Here is a 16,946-nt window from a genome sequence, read left to right on the forward strand (position 1 = left end):
CAAGAAATCAAGTCATGACCAAGAAACCGGAAAAGCCGGGCTCGGCCGGCATCCGTGTTTTGAAGACGCGGATCAAGAAGAAAAGCGGTCTGAAGGAATCGTCGCGTCGCTGGCTGCAGCGGCATATCAACGACCCTTATGTGCAGCGCTCCAAGGCCGATGGGTACCGCTCGCGCGCGGCCTACAAGCTGATCGAGATCGACGACAAGCACCATCTGCTGAAGCCCGGCATGAAGGTGATCGACCTCGGTGCCGCCCCCGGCGGCTGGTGCCAGGTCGCCGCGGCGCGCACCAAATCAACGGCCGACAAACCGCATGTCATCGGCATCGACTATCTGGAAATGGATGCGGTACCCGGCGCGCCGGTGCTTTTGATGGATTTCCTAGATCCTGAGGCGCCGCAAAAGCTCGCCGAGGCGCTCGGCGGCGATCCCGATGTCGTGCTCTCCGACATGGCGGCGCCGACCACAGGCCACAAGCGAACCGACTACATCCGCACCATGCATTTGTGCGAGGTGGCGGCGGACTTCGCGCTTTCCGTGCTGAAGCCCGGAGGCCATTTCCTCGCCAAGACTTTTCAGGGCGGCGCCGAAAACGAATTGCTCGCCATGCTCAAGCGGAATTTCCGCTCGGTGCACCACGTCAAGCCGCCGGCGTCGCGCGACGAATCCGTGGAGCTTTATCTGTTGGCGAAAGACTTCAAAGGGCGAGAACTCCCACCTTCGTCATCCCAGGGCGAAGCAGGAGCGTAGCGACGTCGCGGAGACCCTGGGATCCATGCCGTTACCGGCGCCGAAGGGCACTGACGGTGCAGAAGGAGATCCCCTGGCGATAGGTCATCCCGGTGCAACTCATTCTGCACCGTAGCAGCTCTCTGATATCACGGCATGGATCCCAGGGTCTGCGCTCCGCTTCGCGTTCGCTCCGCCCTGGGATGACGAAGCCGTGGATCAGCTTCCCGGCGTGCTGACCGGTTCCAGTTCCTTGGGCGTTGTCAATCGGCCATGGCCGGACACGGCGTTGCCGGCATCCGGCGCCAGCCGCATGAACGAAAGCGATGCTGCCGCGGAAATTGCCGCTACGATGAACAAGGCGATGTGGAAATCGCCCAGCGTCAGCGGTCCGCCGTGGATCGATGTCGACACTTCCAGGACGCCGCCCGCCACAGCCACGCCAAGCGCGATCGACAGCTGCTGGAACACCGCGGTGATCGGCGTCGCCTTGCTGGTGTCGGCGGCCGCGACTTCGGCATAGGCCAGTGCATTGACGCCGGTGAAGAACATCGAGCGGATGAAGCCGCCGACCAAAAGCATGGCCAGCATCAGCACATAGGGCGTGTCGGGCGTAAACAACCCGTAGACGGCGATCGATGCCGCCGCCACCAGCGAGCCGACGATCAGCACGCGGCGGAACCCCGCCACCCGGAAGATCAGCGCGGTGACGAACTTCATGCCGATGGCGCCGATCGCCGACACGAAGGTGATCATGCCCGACTGGAATGGCGTCAGCCCAAAGCCGATCTGGAACATCAGCGGCAGCAGGAATGGCACCGCGCCTATGCCGATGCGAAACAGCGAGCCGCCGAGCACGGAGGAGCGGAACACCTGGTTGCGGAACAGCTCGAGCGCCAGCAGTGGGTTTTGGGCGCGGCGCGCGTGCAGGAGATAGAGGGCGCCCGAGATCAGCCCGACGGCCACGGTGATCAAGCCGGCAAGCGGCGGCAGGGCCGGCAGGCTGACCACTGACAGGCCGAAGACCACGCCCGATGCGGCCAGACCGCTCAGGACGAAGCCGATGAAATCGAGCGGCGGCGTCTCGGTCTCGTCGGTTTCCGGCAGGAAGCGGGTGGCGAGCCAGATGCCGATGAGCCCGATCGGCACGTTGATCAGGAAGATCCAGTGCCAAGTGAAATAGGTGGTGATGAAGCCGCCGATCGGTGGGCCGACCAGCGGCCCGACCAGCGCCGGAACGGTCAGCCAGGACATGGCGGCGACAAGCTCGCTCTTTGGCGTCGCGCGTACCAACACCAGCCGCCCGACCGGCGTCATCATGGCGCCGCCTATGCCTTGCAGGAAGCGCGACACGACGAAGGCCGGCAGCGAATTGGAAACCGCGCAAGCGACCGAACCGACGATGAACACCGCGATCGCCGCGCGAAAGACATTCTTGGCGCCGAAGCGGTCCGCCATCCAGCCGCTGATCGGAATGAAGATCGCCAGCGACACCAGATAGGCCGTCAGCGCCAGCTTGAGAGCGATCGGGCTGGTGTGGATGTCGATGGCGATCGCCGGCAATGACGTCGCGATGACGGTCGAATCCATGTTTTCCATGAAAAGAGCGACCGCCAGGATGAGCGGAATGGTGCGGTTCACAAAACGCGTCCGGACTTGATTCTCTGTGTCGTCGACCGGGGGCAAGCCGACACGTGGGGCGGTTACCATGCCTTGGTGCGGATGTCGCATTAATTTGCTGTCACTTTTGTGCGACCTCAACCATTGGCGTCTTCACGGACAAAGCCCAAGACTTTGCGGCAGCGCGCAATCATCGGCTTTTCATCGGCGCCGTGACGTGTTACCAGCCAGCGCCAATCCTGAAAGGGAAGAAACGAGTCGGCGCTGTCCATTGCGGTCCAGCGCTTTTTTGTATTCCGAGGACTGGCCATGGCAAAAATCATCGAAACGTCCACCGGCGCGCTGGCGCTGACCTTTGACGACGTGCTGTTGCAGCCCGGTCATTCGGAGGTCATGCCCGGCGAGACCGACATCCGCACCCGCATCGCCGGCGACATCGATCTCAACGTGCCGATTCTCTCTGCCGCCATGGACACCGTCACTGAGGCGAGGCTTGCCATCGCCATGGCGCAGGCCGGCGGCATCGGCGTCATCCACCGCAATTTCTCGCCGGTCGAGCAGGCCGAGCAGGTGCGGCAGGTGAAGAAGTTCGAATCCGGCATGGTTGTTAACCCGGTCACCATCGGCCCCGACGCCACGCTCGCCGACGCGCTGGGGCTGATGCGCACCTACTCGATCTCGGGCATTCCGGTGGTCGAGAACGGCGGCACCGGCGGCCACAAGGTCGGCCGCCTGATCGGCATCCTGACCAATCGCGACGTGCGCTTCGCTTCCGACCCTGCGCAAAAAGTCTACGAACTGATGACCCGTGAGAACCTGATCACGGTCAAGGAGAATGTCGACCAGGACGAGGCCAAGCGGCTGCTCCACCAGCACCGCATAGAAAAGCTGGTCGTCGTCGACAGACAAGGCAATTGCGTCGGCCTGATCACCGTCAAGGACATCGAGAAGTCGCAGCTCAACCCGCACGCCACCAAGGATGCGCAGGGCCGCCTGCGCGCCGCCGCCGCCACCAGCGTCGGCGATGACGGCTTCGAGCGCGCCGAGCGGCTGATCGATGCCGGCGTCGACCTCCTCGTCATAGACACCGCGCACGGCCACTCGCAGCGCGTTCTCGATGCCGTGACGCGGGCCAAGAAGCTCTCCAATTCGGTGCGTATCCTGGCCGGCAATGTCGCCACCGCCGAAGGCACGCAGGCGCTGATCGATGCCGGCGCCGACGCCGTCAAGGTCGGCATTGGCCCGGGCTCGATCTGCACCACCCGCATCGTCGCCGGTGTCGGCGTGCCACAGCTTTCGGCCATCATGTCGGCGGTCGAGACGGCGCACAAATCGGGCGTCTCGGTGATCGCCGACGGCGGCATCAAATATTCGGGCGATCTCGCCAAGGCGCTCGCCGCCGGCGCCAGCGCGGCCATGATCGGCTCGCTGCTCGCCGGAACCGACGAAAGCCCGGGCGAGGTTTATCTGCACCAGGGCCGCTCCTTCAAGGCCTATCGTGGCATGGGCTCGGTCGGCGCCATGGCCCGCGGCTCCGCCGATCGCTACTTCCAGGCCGAGGTCCGCGACACGCTGAAACTGGTTCCGGAGGGCATCGAAGGGCAGGTTCCCTACAAAGGACCTGTGTCTGGCGTACTGCACCAGCTTGCGGGCGGCCTGAAAGCCGCTATGGGTTATGTCGGCGGCCGCGACCTTGCCGATTTTCGCGACCGCGCCACTTTTGTGCGCATATCCAACGCCGGACTTCGTGAAAGCCACGCCCATGACGTCACGATCACCCGCGAAAGCCCGAACTATCCGGGCGGACTTTGATCAGGCCGATCGGGCCGATCAGCCCGATCAACGGGATCGCTACCTATTTTGGCGTAATCTGACGGCGACTGTGCTCAGGCTGTCGCGCCACGCTGCCGCGCTTTGTGTCGCGACGGCGGCCGTCTTCGTCGCCATGACGGCGCTGGAATTCCTCTATTTCCGCAGCCTGAGCGGCGGGCTGCCGTCGCTCGACATGCGCCTTGCCGGCTTCACTCCGGACGAGGGCATGGCCTGGCTGACGGCGCTTGGCCGGCGCGGCGGCGAGATCATCCTGGTCTGGCACTACCTGACCTTCGATCTGCTGTTCCCGGCGTTGCTGTCGCTGACCCTGGTCAGCCTGATTCTTGCAACCGGGCGGCAGCTGAGGAATTTCCGGGCGATGCCGGCGACGCTTCAGGCGCTGTTCGCGATCGTGCTCGTGCTGCCCTACACGCTCGCCGATTACGCCCAGAACTTCGCCGTGGCGCGGCTCCTGTCCGATTTCCAGTCGGCCAATCCCGATTCGCTCGCCTTCGCCTCTGCGCTGACCGTCACCAAATTCGCGCTGCTGGCAGTACCCTTCGCCGTCATTGCGGTCTTTTACCTGGCCGGCCAGCGGCGATCCGCTGAGGGCGGGGAGCAATCGTGAATCAGACTGCGATCTTCTGGCCCGTTCTGGCGCATGTGCTGCTTGTCTATATCGTCTATCTCGTGATGGCCCGGCGCCGGTATTTTGCCGTCAAGTCCGGCGAGGCGAAGGTCGGTCAGTACAAGGTGCGTTCGACCGAGCCGGCCTCCAGCGTCACCGTCGCCAACAATTTGATCAACCAGTTCGAACTGCCGGTGCTGTTCCATGCGCTCTGCCTGGCGCTTTTCGTCACCAACGGCGTCAACTACCTGACGCTGGCGCTGGTGTGGATCTTCATCCTGTCGCGCTATGTCCATGCCTGGGTGCATCTGACCAGCAACCGGGTGATGTTGCGCAGCCGCGCCTTCTTCTTCGGCGCGGTTGTCCTGCTGCTGGCCTGGATCTGGTTCGCGTTCCACCTGCTCGGGGTGGTCTGAGCCGCCTTTGCCCTCCCCCGGAGGGTCGCTCCGCAAAGCGGAGCGGGGTGGGGGTACAGCGCCTACAAATCGAACAGCGCGATCTTGCGCTTGTCGAACTTGATGCCGATCTCGCCGCGCACCAGCTTCAACGCCGCCTCGCCGAACACGGCCCGCCGCCAGCCCTGCAGGGCCGGAACGTCGGCGGCCTCGCCCTCGGCGGCAATGCGGTCGATGTCGTCGCTGGAGGCAAGCACCTTCGACGCCACGCCTTCCTTTTCGGCGACGATGCGCAAAAGCACTTTGAGCAATTCCGACGCGGCGTTCGAGCCTTCCGGCGGCTGGAAACTCTTCGGCAGCTTCGGCATTTCTTCCTTCGGTAGGGCGAGCGCGGTGTTGACCGCGCCGAGCAAGGCGGTTGCCGTCGCCGAGCGCTCCCAGCCTTTCGGCGTCGTGCGCAGGCGGCCAAGTCCCGCCGCATCGCGTGGCGCCTGCTGCGCGACCTCGTAGATCGCGTCGTCCTTCAGCACCCGTCCGCGCGGCACGTCGCGCTCGCGCGCCTCGCGCTCGCGCCATGCGGCCACTGCCTGCACGATCGCCAGTTCCTGCGGCTTGCGCAGCCGCATCTTCAGCCGCTTCCAGGCGTCCTCCGGGTGCGGATCGTAGGTCTCGCGCGAGGTCAGCACCTCCATTTCCTCGTTCAGCCAATGGGCGCGGTTTTCCCGCACCAGTTCGGCGCTGAGGTGCTGGTAGACCTCGATCAGGTGGGTGACGTCGGCCAGCGCGTAGTCGAGCTGCTTGTCGGACAAGGGACGATGCCGCCAGTCGGTGAAGCGCGAGGACTTGTCGAGCCGGGCGCCGGTGATGCGCTGCACCAGCTGGTCGTAGGAGACGCTGTCGCCGAAGCCGCAGACCATCGCCGCCACCTGGGTGTCGAACACCGGATGCGGCACGAGATCGCCGAGGTGAACGATGATTTCGATGTCCTGCCGCGCCGCGTGGAAGACCTTGACCACCGCTTCGTTGGCCATCAGCCGGAAGAACGGTTTCAGGTCGATGTCGGGCGACAGCGGATCGATCAGCGCCGTCACGCCCGGCGCCGCCATCTGGATCAGGCAGAGAATCGGCCAGAAGGTCGTTTCGCGGATGAATTCGGTGTCGACGGTGACGAAATCCGACTTTTCGAACGCGGCGACAACGGTCTCGAGTTCACTTTGGGTGGTGATGACGTGCATCAAATCGCTTTTGGCATCATATTAGGTCTCTTTCAATTTCAGCCGCGCGGGCTTTCGTCAAGCCGCCGCACGGTCATGTGTCCGTCGATCCATCGGAATCACCGTTCCGCCGCGCCAGCCGCGCGAACACCGTCGATGTGCGCAACAGCGCGGTAAACCGGCTGCGGTGGCCCGCCGGCACGCCGGAGCGGACGTGCATCCGGTAGAGGATCACCATGATGAGAATGGCGTACACAAGAGCGCTGAAAACAAACAGGGCGCCCGGTCCGAAATATTGCATCGCTGTCGAGGCCGCGAACGGGCCGCCGATGGCGCCGAAGGAATAGAACAGCATCAGCGCCGCATTGATCAGCACGAACTCGCCCTTGTCGGCGCGATCGTTGGAATGCGCCGCCGACAGCGAATAGAGCGGCATGGCAAAGCTGCCGAAGATGAACACGATGACGAAGTTGAGGAACGGGTCGTTGCCGGGAATGAACGCCAGCGCCAGCGCCGCAAGCATGGCGCAGCAAGTCGTCGCCAGGAGCACCGTGCGCCGGTCCCGGCGATCGGAGAGGTAACCCAGCGGATACTGGATGAGGGCGCCGCCGAAGATGCCGACGCTGACGAAGGTGACGACGTCGGCCACCGACATGCCGAGCTGTTCGGCATAGACCGGCGACAGCGTGCGGAAGGCGCTGTTGGTGACGCCGACGCAGATGCAGCCAAAGCAGCCGAGCGGCGAAATCCGCCAGACGCGCGCGAGGTCCAGCTTGACGTCTTCCGGCGGCGTCGGGTTGGAGCGGTCGCCGAGCGATACCGGCACCAGCGACAGCGTGATCATCATCGACATGATGGCGAAGATGGTGAAGCCGCCGGCGCCGAAGACCGGGATCAGGAACTGCGCTGACGTCACCGAGCCGATATCGACCATGCGGTAGATGGCAAGCACCCGCGCGCGGTCCTTGTTGGTGACGCCGGAATTGAGCCAGGCTTCCATGACCGTGAACAGGCCGGCGAAGCAGAAGCCGCCGGCAAAGCGCACCGCGCACCACATCACCGGGCCGATGACCAGAACCAGCAGCAGCGTGCCGGCCGATGCGGTCGCCGCCAGCGCGGCGAAGGTCCTGACATGGCCGACCGCCTTGAGGATGCGGGTGACCGCCAGGCAGCCAAGCAGGAAGCCGGCGAAATAGAATGTGCCCAGCAGGCCGATGGTTGTGGCGGAAAAGCCTTCCTGGGCGCCGCGCAGCGCGATCAGCGTGCCCTGCAGCCCATTGCCGCCAAGCAGGATGCCGGCGGCGATGAGGAGCGGGATCAGCGGGCGGATGGAAGACATGAAGGAAAGGCGATCACTTTTCGTTGACCCTTCTTGAACCATCGCTACCGCCAATGCCAGCGGCAATTCCCGGCAGCGTTGAGCCAACAAGGCAGCCCGGCTGGTTCCAACGGAAAGCAGCTTGGCCGTATTCCGCGGTGCTTGCTACACTCCACGGGGCTCGTCACACAGGGTGGGATTTTCCATGTCAGGCTATTTCGGCACGAAGCTTCAGCAGCGCCTGCAAGCTGAGGCTGAGGCGAGTATCGACTTCATCAGGACGACCCCCGGCGCGTGCCAGACTGGGCGCACAACGGGGTGCGATGATCCCGATCAGTTCGGGTGGGAACTGATCGACAAGATCCTCAATCGCGACGGCATCTTCGGTTTTCGTATGATACCTCCAGGCAAGGTGGACGAACTCAGGTCGCGATTGGCCAAGAGGGGCTACCGTTTCGACACTTGGGACGTGTTCGTGGCCGACCAGGCAAGTGCCCTGGTGGCATCGGAAGCGATCGTAGGCCGAGGATTGCCCGACGGATTTGTCGACAGAGAAAAGCCGACCGAGCCGGATGGTGAGTATACGGCCCACATCCAGGCGCTCATGGCGGTGTCGGGCGTGGTGCCATTTTCGGGATCACTGCTGGCCGGAACCTTGGGGCCGGCGACGACGGTGGTGGTGGGCGACGAGACAGGAGCTGTCGCGGCAACCGCGCATGGCTACTTGCCTCACAATCCCTACAGTGCCTATCACCGATATGCATGGGGCGGACTGGTTGCGGTCGCGCAATCGCATAGGGGCCGAGGGCTCGGCGCCTACATTAACGCTCGCATGATCCTCAATGTGTTTCGCAATCTGCATGCAACGCACATCTATGAGCTCGTATCGGCATCGAACATGCCGTCCCGGCGAATGGTGGAATCATGCGGACTTCGTCCAGATCCGGCCGTCGTGTGTGGGGCTGCCATGCCTGGTGAAAGTGCGCGCTTCACCCATTGACCGCCTGGGGGCTTAATGACGGGAGACCAGTTTATGCCTCGCCGGCCAGCGCCAGTATTTTCTGGGCGGGGTCGGACGTTTCGCCCGCCGGAGCAGCAGGCTTCTCCGAAGGCGCCCTTCGCCCAAGCGACCCTGCGGTCAGCAGGCTGAGGACGATGAACGGGATACCGATGGCAAAGGCCGAGCGGATTCCCCAATGGTCCGAGACGAAGCCAAGCAGCGGTGGGCCGAGCAGGAAGGCGACGAAGGAGATCTGCGACAGCGCCGCGACATTGATTGCCGCGGGGCGATCCGTCCGCTGGGCGGCGGCGGAGATCGCCAGTGGGAAGAGGGCGCTGCTGCCGATGCCCAGCAGCGCGAAGCCCAGCATGGACAGGAACGGGGCAGGTGACAGGAAGACGAGCAGCACGCCCGCCGCCATGCTCGCCAGCAGCGCGCGCGCCACACCGCTTGGCGAGTGGCGGTCGACAAAGCTGTCGGCGAAGAAGCGCGTGGTCGCTTGCGAGAATGCGAACAGCGCCAGGGTGAATCCAGCGACGAAGGGACCAGATTCGAACACGGTGCGCATATAGATCGCCGACCAGTCGATGCTGGCGCCTTCCAGCAGCATCGCCGACAGCGTCACCGCGACGAGGGCGAGGATCGGCAATGTCGGCCTTGCCAGCCTGGGTGCCTTGTCGCCATTGCCGGCGAAGCGGCTCGGCGCCGGTTCGTAGCCGCCGAGAAACAGCGCCATCGATATCGCCACCATCGGCACGACAAGAGCCAGATGGAGTTGCGGCGATATGCCGAGATGGCCGAGCGCCGCGCCGAACAGGCCGGCGCCGAAGAAGCCCATGCTCCAGAACGAATGCGCCCGGTTCATGATCCGTCGTTTCAGCAGGAATTCCGTTCTGTCGGCCTCGACATTGAGCATGATCTCGATGCTGCCGATCATCAGGCCCACCGGAAAAAGCATCAGGAACAGCGCTACAGGCCCCGGCGCATGCACCGCGATCGCATAGGCTGCCGCCACCAAGGGCACCAGCCCGAGCAGCGCGCGACGGAAGCCGACGCGCTCCAGTATCGGCGTCGCCAGCGTCAGCGCGGTCAAGGTGCCGATCGGTGTTCCGATCAGGCTGAGCCCGAGCGTGCCGTCCTCTATGCCCATGGCATGCTTGATGTCCGGCAGTCGCGGGAAGATGTTGCCCATGGCGAACGAATAGATCGCAAACCCGGCATAGACCCGGTGTTGAGGGGCAAGGCTGAGGCCAAAGGTCATCGCGGTGCTTTCAGCGAACGGCTCGGTACACCCCGCTTCTTGCACAAACATGCAAAACATGCAAGAACGTGCAGGAAGAAACAGGATCATGCGATGCTCACCGATGAACGGCACCAACTCATCCGCGACCGGCTTGCGGCGGAGGGGAGGGTACTGGCCGGGGAGTTGGCGAGCCGCTTCGGCGTTTCGGAAGATACGGTCCGGCGCGACCTGAGGGAAATGGCAAAGGCCGGGCAATGCCGCCGCGTCTATGGCGGCGCGGTCGCGGCAGCACTTTTCGCCGCCGCGCCGGTCAGCCTGCGCGGTAGTCATGCGATCGAGGAGAAGATGCGGCTGGCGCGCGCGGCGGTAACCCTGCTCTCCAGCGGTCAGAGCCTGTTCATCGACGGCGGCACCACCAACGCCGCGATCGCCAGGGCCATTCCGCGCGACCTCGAACTGACCATAGCCACCAATTCGCTCAGTGTCGCTTCGGCTCTCTCCGAACACGCCTTGGTCGAACTGATCGTGCTGGGCGGCAGGTTCGACCGCAACCTAGGAACCTGCGTCGGCGCCGATACGCTGGCTGCCGTCGCGCAGCTCGGCGCCGACCTGTTTTTCCTGGGCTCCTGCGGTCTCGATGCCTCGCGCGGCGTGACGGCGTTCGATTCGGCGGAGGCCGAGGTGAAGCGGGCCATGGCCAGGAACAGCGCCGGCATCGTCATCGCCGTCACCAACGACAAGCTGGCCACCGCGGCGCCTTATCGCGTCGCTGGGCCCGAAGCGATCCGCCATCTGGTGGTCGAAAAAACCGCGCCGGCCGTTACCCTCGCCGATTTCGAGCGTCAGGGCGCTGAAATCCGCTTCGCCTGAACAGTCGGCGCCGCGCACCGGAACCGCCCGCTTGCCTTGACAAAGCCGGCCTCTCATGCGCTTTTCGCGCAAATTTTCCGAGCCGGCCCGTCGGCCTGCAACCAGTTCCGGACTTCACCCATGACAATGCATCGTTACCGCAGCCACACCTGTGCCCAATTGAGAAAGAGCGACGTCGGCACGCCCGTTCGCCTGTCGGGCTGGGTGCATCGCGTGCGCGACCATGGCGGCCTGCTGTTCATCGACCTGCGCGACCATTACGGCGTGACCCAGATCGTCGCCGATCCGGATTCGCCTGCCTTCAAGATCGCCGAGACCGTGCGCGGCGAGTGGGTGATCCGCGTCGACGGCGAGGTCAAGGCGCGGCTGCCCGAGACAACCAATGCCAATCTGCCGACTGGCGAGATCGAGATTTTCGCCCGCGAGATCGAGGTGCTGTCGGCGGCGAAGGAACTGCCGCTGCCGGTGTTCGGCGAGCCTGACTATCCCGAGGACATCCGCCTCAAATACCGCTTCCTCGACCTGCGCCGCGAGACGCTGCACAGGAACATCGTGGCCCGCACGAAGATCATCGCCGAAATGCGCAAGCGCATGGGCGAGGTCGGTTTCACCGAATTCTCGACGCCGATCCTGACTGCGTCGTCGCCCGAGGGCGCGCGCGATTTCCTGGTGCCATCGCGCATCCATCCCGGCACCTTCTACGCGCTGCCGCAGGCGCCGCAGCAATACAAGCAGCTCATCATGGTGTCGGGCTTCGACCGCTATTTCCAGATCGCGCCCTGCTTCCGCGACGAGGACCCGCGCGCCGACCGTCTGCCGGGCGAATTCTACCAGCTGGACCTGGAGATGAGCTTCGTCGAACAGGACGATGTGCTCAGCACGATGGAGCCCGTCCTCCGCGCAGTCTTCGAGACCTTCACCAACGGCAAGCCGGTGACGCAGAAATTCCAGCGCATTCCCTATGATGTCTCCATGCGCAAATATGGCACCGACAAGCCGGATTTGCGCAATCCGATCGAGATGCAGGCGGTCTCCGACCATTTTCGCGAGTCCGGCTTCAAGGTGTTCGCCAACATCCTCGCCAACGATCCGAAGGCCGAGATCTGGGCCATTCCAGCCAAGACGGGCGGCTCACGCGCTTTCTGCGACCGCATGAACTCATGGGCACAAGGCGAGGGCCAGCCGGGGCTGGGCTACATCTTCTGGCGCAAGGAGGGCGAGAAGCTCGAAGGTGCCGGACCTCTGGCCAAGAACATCGGCGAGGAGCGCACCGAGGCGGTCCGCCTCCAACTTGGCCTTGCCGATGGCGACGCCGCCTTCTTCGTTGCCGGCGATCCGAAGAAGTTCGTGTCCTTCGCGGGTGCTGCACGCACGCGCGCCGGCGAGGAATTGAACCTCGTCGACCGCGAGCGCTTCGAGCTGTGCTGGATCGTGGACTTCCCGTTCTTCGAATGGAACGAGGAGGAGAAGAAGATCGACTTCGCCCACAACCCGTTTTCGATGCCGCAGGGTGGCATCGACGCGCTCAACGGCGAGGATCTGCTCGGCATCAAGGCGTACCAGTACGACATGGTCTGCAACGGCTTCGAGATCGCCTCGGGCGGCATTCGCAACCATCTGCCGGAAACCATGGTCAAGGCCTTCGAGACGGTAGGGCTCGACCGTGCAACGGTCGAGGAGCGCTTCGGCGGCCTCTACCGCGCCTTCCAGTACGGCGCGCCGCCGCATGGCGGCATGGCGGCCGGCATCGACCGCGTCGTCATGCTTTTGGTCGGGGCCAAGAACCTGCGCGAAGTCACCATGTTCCCGATGAACCAGCAGGCCTACGACCTGCTGATGAACGCGCCCTCGGAAGCCACTCCGCAGCAGCTCCGCGAATTGGCACTGCGCGTTGCGCCCACCAAGAAGGACGCCTGATTCCTTTTTCGACCGGCACCTTAAAAACGGCCGGAACCGATTCTTTCGATTCGACAATCCAACAAAAAAGCCCGGATCGTGAACTGACCCCCGAAGGTTGTGTCCAACTTTCGGGGGTCAGTTCATCGCTGCCGGGCTTTTTCATCTCGTGAGACGGTCTCGATCAGTCTTCGTTCGCCTTGACCTTGACGCCCAGCGTCTTGGGCAGGTCAAGCGGGTTGGACATCGCGCCCGCCATGATCAGCGCGAACGGCACCGAGGCAGGCGGCTCGGCCGAAATCTCGAGGCTCTTCGGATCGTCCAGATACTTGCTGACCGCGGCCGTCACTTCGGCCGTCAGCTCCGGATTGTTGAGCTGCGCCATGCCGAACGGCACGATCGCCTTGGCCTGGTTGGCAATGTCCTTGGCCGACATGCCTTGCTGCTTGCCAACATACTCCAGCACCTTGCCGGTCAGCGAATCGTCATCGAAGCGGATCGAGGCGCCGTTGAAGGAGAGCTGCTGCATCAGGCCGAGCATGGCCATGCCTTGCGCCGAATTGTCGGCGCCTTCGGGCTGCGCCGCCATCTTCTTCTGCATCTCCTGCACCGACTTGACGAAATCGAGTGTGTAGCCGCCGAGATCGAAGGTCATGCCGAACTTGCCGGCATTGTCGACCGCGATGTCGTACTTCGACAGTTCCATCTTGCCGTCCGAAGGCTGCCAGATGCCGGCCACGTCGATATTGCCGGTGATGTTCTGGTAGCCGAGTGCGTCGATGACCTCCTTCGACTTCGGATCCTCGACGAGGGTCAGGTCGGCATTGAACTTTTCCGTCGTGCCGGTGAATTCCATCGCCTTGCCGTCGGCGGGCGGCGTGATCTCGATGGCGAGGCCGTCCATCGAGAAGGCGGTCTTGTCGGCGACCTTGACCGTCATGTTGGCGAGTTCGGCCGTTTCGTACATCAGCATCGAGCCCGTCGGCCCGGTTGCGCCATCGGCCGGAACCGTCATGTCATGGATGACGAAGGGGCTGAGATCGAGCGTGATGCCGTCCTGGGTACGCTGGAACGCCGAGGTCGACACGGTTGCGATGTCATACCCGCCATTGGCCTCGGTCACACCCTCGAGCTTGACGTCACCGATCGGCAGCGCCTCTTTCTCGGCCGCCGGTTTCACCGACACGCCCTGCAGGACCATGCTGGTGGCGTCGCCGGTTACCCCGGTCCAGGAAATGTCGACGCCCTGAGCGGCAAGCGTCGCCTTGAGCCGGTCAGCGACGGCAGTGTCCTGCGCGAAAGCGGCATTCAGCGGCAGCGTCAGCAAAAAGGTCGAAAATGCGAGTTTGCGGAATGAGTGTTGGATTGTCATTGCAAGTCCCCTGAGATGTCCTGAAAAATTGTCTTCATCGGTTACGCCATCACCATTCTGAGACGAACTGGACGGGATAAAGGCGTTGTCGGACAGAATGGTCGAAAATCACGGCGAAAGGCAAACCCCGATCCTCGGTCTTTGCGTGGTGCGGTGAATTTGTCATGAAGATCGGATTTCCATGCGTCATCGCGTCATGCCTTAGACAGGGCTTGTAACAGATTGATGTTGGCCGGTGCCGGCACCGCTTCCGATGCTGTTGCACATAGACGTGGCCGCGCCGGCAATTCCGTGAAGTCCATCACACCCCTGTGGAGGATTTGACGTGCCGCCGCCGCCCGGGCTTCGCCCCTAATTGCCGCCCCAAGGCCTTACGAAGTGCGGATTCCCACACCCGCGTCTTGCCGCGAATCACCCGCTCGGCTAGTGCAGCCCCATGGGAAAAAGGCTTTTGCCGCCTCAAGATGGCGGCGGTGACCACGTCGAACCGGTCGATCTGAAGAAGGCGCTGGAAGAGCGCTATCTCGCTTATGCGCTGTCGACCATCATGCATCGGGCGTTGCCGGACGTGCGCGACGGGCTGAAACCCGTGCACCGCCGCATCATGCATGCCATGCGGCTGCTCAGGCTCAATCCCGACCAGGGGTTCGCCAAATGCGCCCGTATCGTCGGCGAGGTGATGGGCAAGTTCCACCCGCATGGCGACCAGTCGATCTATGACGCACTGGTCAGGTTGGCGCAGGATTTCTCGATGCGCTATCCGCTGGTCGACGGGCAGGGCAATTTCGGCAATATCGACGGCGATAACGCCGCCGCCATGCGTTACACCGAAGCGCGCATGACCGATGTGGCGACCGAGCTGCTCGCCGGCATCACCGAGGACGCAGTCGACTACCGGCCAACCTACAACGAGGAGGACGAAGAGCCGGTCGTGCTGCCCGGCGCCTTCCCGAACCTGCTGGCCAACGGCTCGTCCGGCATTGCGGTCGGCATGGCGACCTCGATCCCACCGCACAACGCCGCCGAGCTTTGCGACGCCGCACTGCATCTGATCGAGCATCCGGACGCGCCGGTGACGGCGCTGATGGATTTCGTCCAGGGGCCGGATTTCCCGACCGGCGGCATCATCGTCGACAGTCGCGCCTCGATCCTCGAAGCCTACGAGACCGGCCGCGGCGGTTTTCGCGTTCGGGCGAAATGGAGCCAGGAGGACCAGGGCAGGGGCACCTGGAGCATCGTCGTCACCGAAATCCCCTATGGCGTCCAGAAGGCCCGGCTGATCGAGAAGATCGCCGAGCTTCTGATGGCGCGCAAATTGCCGCTGCTGGAGGATATTCGCGACGAGAGTGCCGAGGACATCCGCGTCGTGCTGGTGCCGAAGAGCCGTTCGGTCGATCCGGGCATATTGATGGAATCCCTGTTCAAGCTGACCGAGCTCGAAAGCCGCTTCCCGCTCAACATGAACGTTCTGTCGCGCGGCAAGGTGCCGAACGTGCTGTCGCTGAAGGGCGTGCTCAAGGAGTGGCTGGAGCATCGCCGCGACGTGCTCATCCGCCGCTCGAAGCATCGGCTGGGCGAGATCGAAAGGCGGCTGGAAATCCTCGCCGGCTATTTGATCGCCTATCTCAACATCGACGAGGTGATCAGGATCATCCGCGAGGAGGATGAGCCCAAGCAGGTGATGATGGCCCGCTGGTCGTTCACCGACACCCAGGCCGAAGCCATCCTCAACATGCGCCTGCGCGCCTTGCGCAAGCTGGAGGAGATCGAGATCCGCAAGGAATTCGACGGCCTCACCGCCGAGAAGAAGCAGATCGAAGCACTGCTGGCGTCGAACGCCAAGCAATGGGCGATGATCAAGTGGGAAGTCACCAGCATTCGCGACAAGTTCGGACCGGAGACCGAACTCGGCAAGCGCCGGACCCAGTTCGCCGATGCGCCCGAGCATGACCTGACCGACATCGCGCATGCCATGATCGAGCGCGAGCCGGTCACCGTGGTCGTCTCGGAAAAGGGCTGGCTGCGGGCGATGAAAGGTCATCTGAGCGACCACTCGACGCTCACCTTCAAGGAGGGCGACAGCCTCAAGCTCGCCTTCCATGCCCAGACCACGGACAAGATCCTGGTCTTCACCACCGGCGGCAAGTTCTACACGATCGGTGCCGACCGGCTGCCTGGCGGGCGCGGCCATGGCGAACCGATCCGCATCATTGTCGACATGGACAACGACCAGGACATCGTCACAGCCTTCATCCACGATCCCAAGCGCAAGCTGCTTCTGGTGTCCTACGACGCCAACGGCTTTGTCGTGCCGGAGGAGGAGGTCGTCGCCAACACCCGCAAGGGCAAGCAGGTGATGAACGTCAAGGCGCCGGACGAAGCCAAGCGCTGCCTGCCGGTCACCGGCGACCATCTCGCCATCGTCGGCGAGAACCGCAAGATGCTGGTCTTCCCGCTGGCCGAGATCCCGGAAATGGGCCGCGGCAAGGGCGTTCGCCTGCAGAAATACAAGGACGGCGGCGTTCTAGACCTGAAAACCTTCACACTCGAAAGCGGCCTGTCCTGGCAGGATTCGGCCGACCGCACCTTCATCAAGTCGCGCGAGGAACTGGTGGAGTGGATCGGCTCGCGCGCCTCCGCCGGCCGCATGGTGCCGAAGGGATTCCCGAGGACTGGCAAGTTCGGGTAATCCCCCCTCGAGGGGGAGATGTCGCCGAAGGCGACACAGGGGGGTCGGTACGTCCTGACGCGACCTCCTTAGCGCGGACAGACGAGGCTGGCGCTCGACGCGCGGCGACCCCCTCTGGCCTGCCGGCCATCTCCCCCTCGAGGGGGAGTTCCCTAATC

General features: G+C 63.7%; 14 protein-coding genes. 8 read left to right on the forward strand and 6 right to left on the reverse strand.

All coding sequences use genetic code 11. From position 1 onward, the window contains the following. The first annotated feature begins 14 nt into the window (after positions 1-14). The gene (locus tag D3227_RS19060) at positions 15-752 is read left to right on the forward strand and encodes an RlmE family RNA methyltransferase (RefSeq protein WP_120015860.1); all 738 of its coding nucleotides are present in this window, start codon (positions 15-17) and stop codon (positions 750-752) included. Between the two features lie 198 nt (positions 753-950). Here the strand turns inward: D3227_RS19060 and D3227_RS19065 are convergent, their stop codons facing one another. Together D3227_RS19065 and D3227_RS41165 are read right to left on the reverse strand one after the other, a co-directional pair. Next, positions 951-2,372, reverse strand: coding sequence for a DHA2 family efflux MFS transporter permease subunit (locus D3227_RS19065; RefSeq protein WP_120015930.1), 1,422 nt, complete (start codon positions 2,370-2,372; stop codon positions 951-953). A gap of 116 nt (positions 2,373-2,488) precedes the next feature. Beyond that, positions 2,489-2,674, reverse strand: a complete 186-nt coding sequence (locus D3227_RS41165; protein ID WP_147377633.1) for a hypothetical protein — start codon at positions 2,672-2,674, stop codon at positions 2,489-2,491. Between D3227_RS41165 and guaB the strand changes: the two genes are divergently transcribed. The 3 genes from guaB (at position 2,661) to D3227_RS19080 (ending at position 5,207) form a co-directional block, all read left to right on the forward strand. Then, positions 2,661-4,163 carry an IMP dehydrogenase gene (gene guaB / locus D3227_RS19070; RefSeq protein WP_120015861.1) on the forward strand — a complete coding sequence of 501 codons (1,503 nt, stop codon included), beginning with the start codon at positions 2,661-2,663 and terminating at the stop codon, positions 4,161-4,163. The genes D3227_RS41165 and guaB overlap by 14 nt on opposite strands. A 79-nt stretch (positions 4,164-4,242) precedes the next feature. Further along, on the forward strand, positions 4,243-4,791 hold the full coding sequence (locus D3227_RS19075) for a hypothetical protein (protein WP_167480758.1): 549 nt from the start codon (positions 4,243-4,245) through the stop codon (positions 4,789-4,791). Next, positions 4,788-5,207 carry an MAPEG family protein gene (locus D3227_RS19080; protein ID WP_120015863.1) on the forward strand — a complete coding sequence of 140 codons (420 nt, stop codon included), beginning with the start codon at positions 4,788-4,790 and terminating at the stop codon, positions 5,205-5,207. Before D3227_RS19075 ends, D3227_RS19080 begins: the two co-directional genes overlap by 4 nt. Positions 5,208-5,269: 62 nt before the next feature. Here the strand turns inward: D3227_RS19080 and rnd are convergent, their stop codons facing one another. Both rnd and D3227_RS19090 read right to left on the reverse strand, forming a co-directional pair. Then, the gene (gene rnd, locus D3227_RS19085; RefSeq protein ID WP_120015864.1) at positions 5,270-6,421 is read right to left on the reverse strand and encodes a ribonuclease D; all 1,152 of its coding nucleotides are present in this window, start codon (positions 6,419-6,421) and stop codon (positions 5,270-5,272) included. A 73-nt stretch (positions 6,422-6,494) separates the two neighbouring features. Further along, a complete protein-coding gene (locus D3227_RS19090) occupies positions 6,495-7,739 on the reverse strand; it encodes an MFS transporter (RefSeq protein WP_120015865.1) in 1,245 nt (414 codons plus the stop codon). Positions 7,740-7,860: 121 nt separating this feature from the next. On the opposite strand from D3227_RS19090, the gene D3227_RS19095 reads away from it, so the two are divergent. After that, entirely contained in the window at positions 7,861-8,718 is an 858-nt protein-coding gene (locus tag D3227_RS19095) for a GNAT family N-acetyltransferase (protein ID WP_147377634.1), read from the forward strand. 31 nt (positions 8,719-8,749) lie between these two features. On the opposite strand, the gene D3227_RS19100 is transcribed toward D3227_RS19095, so the two are convergent. After that, complete coding sequence (locus D3227_RS19100) at positions 8,750-9,979, reverse strand: MFS transporter (protein WP_120015931.1); 1,230 nt, start codon at positions 9,977-9,979, stop codon at positions 8,750-8,752. Between the two features lie 93 nt (positions 9,980-10,072). Between D3227_RS19100 and D3227_RS19105 the strand changes: the two genes are divergently transcribed. Both D3227_RS19105 and aspS read left to right on the forward strand, forming a co-directional pair. Next, the gene (locus tag D3227_RS19105) at positions 10,073-10,831 is read left to right on the forward strand and encodes a DeoR/GlpR family DNA-binding transcription regulator (protein WP_120015867.1); all 759 of its coding nucleotides are present in this window, start codon (positions 10,073-10,075) and stop codon (positions 10,829-10,831) included. 126 nt (positions 10,832-10,957) lie between these two features. After that, positions 10,958-12,748, forward strand: coding sequence for an aspartate--tRNA ligase (gene aspS / locus D3227_RS19110; RefSeq protein WP_167480759.1), 1,791 nt, complete (start codon positions 10,958-10,960; stop codon positions 12,746-12,748). A 163-nt stretch (positions 12,749-12,911) separates the two neighbouring features. Here the strand turns inward: aspS and D3227_RS19115 are convergent, their stop codons facing one another. Continuing rightward, on the reverse strand, positions 12,912-14,099 hold the full coding sequence (locus tag D3227_RS19115; protein WP_120015869.1) for a hypothetical protein: 1,188 nt from the start codon (positions 14,097-14,099) through the stop codon (positions 12,912-12,914). 436 nt (positions 14,100-14,535) lie between these two features. Here D3227_RS19115 and parC point away from each other — a divergent pair, with 436 nt between their 5' ends. After that, positions 14,536-16,788: a DNA topoisomerase IV subunit A gene (gene parC / locus D3227_RS19120; RefSeq protein WP_120015870.1), complete on the forward strand. Its 2,253-nt coding sequence runs from the start codon at positions 14,536-14,538 to the stop codon at positions 16,786-16,788. Positions 16,789-16,946 lie beyond the last annotated feature (158 nt).

Source organism: Mesorhizobium waimense, from assembly GCF_003601975.1.
In the GTDB taxonomy this organism is placed as follows: Bacteria; Pseudomonadota; Alphaproteobacteria; order Rhizobiales; family Rhizobiaceae; genus Mesorhizobium; species Mesorhizobium waimense.